This is a genomic window from Campylobacter sp. BCW_6877 (assembly GCF_001762445.1).
Taxonomy (GTDB): domain Bacteria; phylum Campylobacterota; class Campylobacteria; order Campylobacterales; family Campylobacteraceae; genus Campylobacter_D; species Campylobacter_D jejuni.
In genome coordinates this window covers 1-1,996 of sequence record NZ_MJWW01000052.1, presented here as the reverse complement: position 1 = coordinate 1,996, position 1,996 = coordinate 1, and the positions used below count along the sequence as shown (strand labels likewise).

General features: G+C 22.7%; 4 protein-coding genes. 3 read left to right on the top strand and 1 reads right to left on the bottom strand.

Annotated elements, in window-relative coordinates:
• The first annotated feature begins 37 nt into the window (after positions 1-37).
• From AJ936_RS06975 to AJ936_RS10400, 3 genes are all read left to right on the top strand, one after another.
• Positions 38-532: a hypothetical protein gene (locus AJ936_RS06975; RefSeq protein ID WP_070274240.1), complete on the top strand. Its 495-nt coding sequence runs from the start codon at positions 38-40 to the stop codon at positions 530-532.
• 24 nt (positions 533-556) lie between these two features.
• Positions 557-1,174, top strand: a complete 618-nt coding sequence (locus AJ936_RS06970) for a hypothetical protein (protein WP_186820502.1) — start codon at positions 557-559, stop codon at positions 1,172-1,174.
• A 168-nt stretch (positions 1,175-1,342) separates the two neighbouring features.
• Positions 1,343-1,507 (top strand): hypothetical protein, encoded by a 165-nt coding sequence (locus AJ936_RS10400; RefSeq protein ID WP_004305861.1) that lies wholly within the window; start codon positions 1,343-1,345, stop codon positions 1,505-1,507.
• Positions 1,508-1,602: 95 nt separating this feature from the next.
• Here the strand turns inward: AJ936_RS10400 and AJ936_RS10395 are convergent.
• Positions 1,603-1,996, bottom strand: a 394-nt coding sequence (locus tag AJ936_RS10395; RefSeq protein ID WP_186820507.1) for a hypothetical protein, incomplete at its 5' end; no start/stop codon positions are given.

Genomic DNA, 1,996 nt, shown 5'->3' with positions numbered 1-1,996 from the left:
ATTCCAATAAAGAATATAAATTTCAAAGGAGAAGAAAATGAGCAATTTAATGATGGAACTTGCAATGATGGACAAGAAAGACTATTATAAAGAGTTTATAGAAAACGATGTAATAAGAGTTATATTTGGTTATAAAAATGAAAAGAAATATGATAGCGATGATTATTTTGAAATGTCGCTTAGAGTGTGGGTAGGAAAAGAATATTTTGATGAATTTCTTAATAATCCAAAAGTGGAAAACAATATGGAAGTTGTGAAATTATTTATGGAAACCCCATTTTTCAAAGAATTAGCAGAACAAACTATCAAGATTGATTTTAAAAATTGGGATTTTATAATCCCCGATTTTTTTAAAAAGCATAATATAAAAATAATTCCTTATTTTCAATTAGGCAATAATGAAAATTTAAGCCCAAAACAATTTTTTATGTTTCTAAAAGAACTAAAAGTTAAAGAATTAAAATATATAACCACCATTCTTTGCAGTAAATCAATTGAAGATGAGTATAAACTTTTGCATAAAAAATTTTAGTTAGCAAGAAAAAAAGGAGTTAAAATGTTATTAGAGAATATACAAGAAAATAATCAGTATTTTTTTCATTCCTTACAAAATGATATTGATGATATTGCAAAAAAATATATGGATAAATTTTTTGCAATTTTAACCCTAGCAAGAAATGAAAATACAAAGTTCGTAAATTTAAAGCATTTCAATAATTTAAAAAATGCTGAAATGGAAATTTTTTTTGATAATGTATTTAGAAACAATGAATTTAAAAAAAATATAAAAGATAAATTAAAATTATTTGATAAAGATAGGAAGCATTCAATAAAAAAAGGAAGTTACCTTGTGCTTATTTGTTTTTTAAATGAGTTATATAAAAATCTTATCATTGATGACAAACAATTTGAAAATTTGTTAGTTTCAACAACAAAAGAATATTTCATAAGAATAATTGATAAAAAAAGAAAAGGAATGATTAACATATATTTCCAAAAAGATAAAGAAATTGAATGGGAAGATAGATTTAAAATTGTAACAGATGGTTTTGGAGGCAATGATTATGATGAAAAAATGCTTTATTATGGATTAGAAAAAGCAAATTATATAAAAATAAATGAAAAATTTATAGAAGAAGAACTTGAAAAATTAAATTTATTTAAATTTATTTAAATACAAGGATTTAAAATGAAAAAAACAGATTATTATGATTTTGTAGCATAGAGAAATGTTTTAAAAATTTTTAGGAACTGATTATAGGAAGTAGAAAAAATCATCTTGATATTATGATTACAAATCCAAATGCAAAAGAAAAAAGATATAGAAAAGGATAAAAAGAAAATGGTAGAAGAGAAAGAAAGTAAGGGGAGCAATCTTATACAATTAAGAATTAGCGATAAGACGAAAGAATACCTTCAAGAGAGAGCTGACAGTTTAGGTTTTCCTTTAAATACATATATTTATCATCTTATTATGAAAGATATGGAAACTTTTAATCGAAAGTGATTAAAAGTTTTTTCGAAAAATGCTAAACTCAAAGAAACACTAGATAAAAAAGCTGAAGAGTTAGGCATTAACACAACTCAACCCATAAAAACATTTTAATTATTAGAAATATCACAAAATTTCCTTCGCAAATTGCACTCAACGCTAAGTATACTATAATGATCATTATAATTTATAATCATTATATCAGCATATTGATATCTTCCATTTTCAATTTCTTTTTTAGATTCTTTTTGTAATTTTAAAAGAAAATTATAATCTCTTTCTTTAAGTGTTTTAATATTTTTTATTTCGTTTAAATCAATTAAAGAATACTTTCCACGTGTTTTATACTCTTCATCAATTTTTTTAAGTGCAAATTCATATCCTTCTTTACTTCCTTGCTCTGAATTATAAGTATATTCTTTAAGTTTAGGTTCTCCACAACCTATAAAAATTAAAGATAATCCAAAAATAATTAAATGCAAACTTTTTTCTTTTTTCATTTTA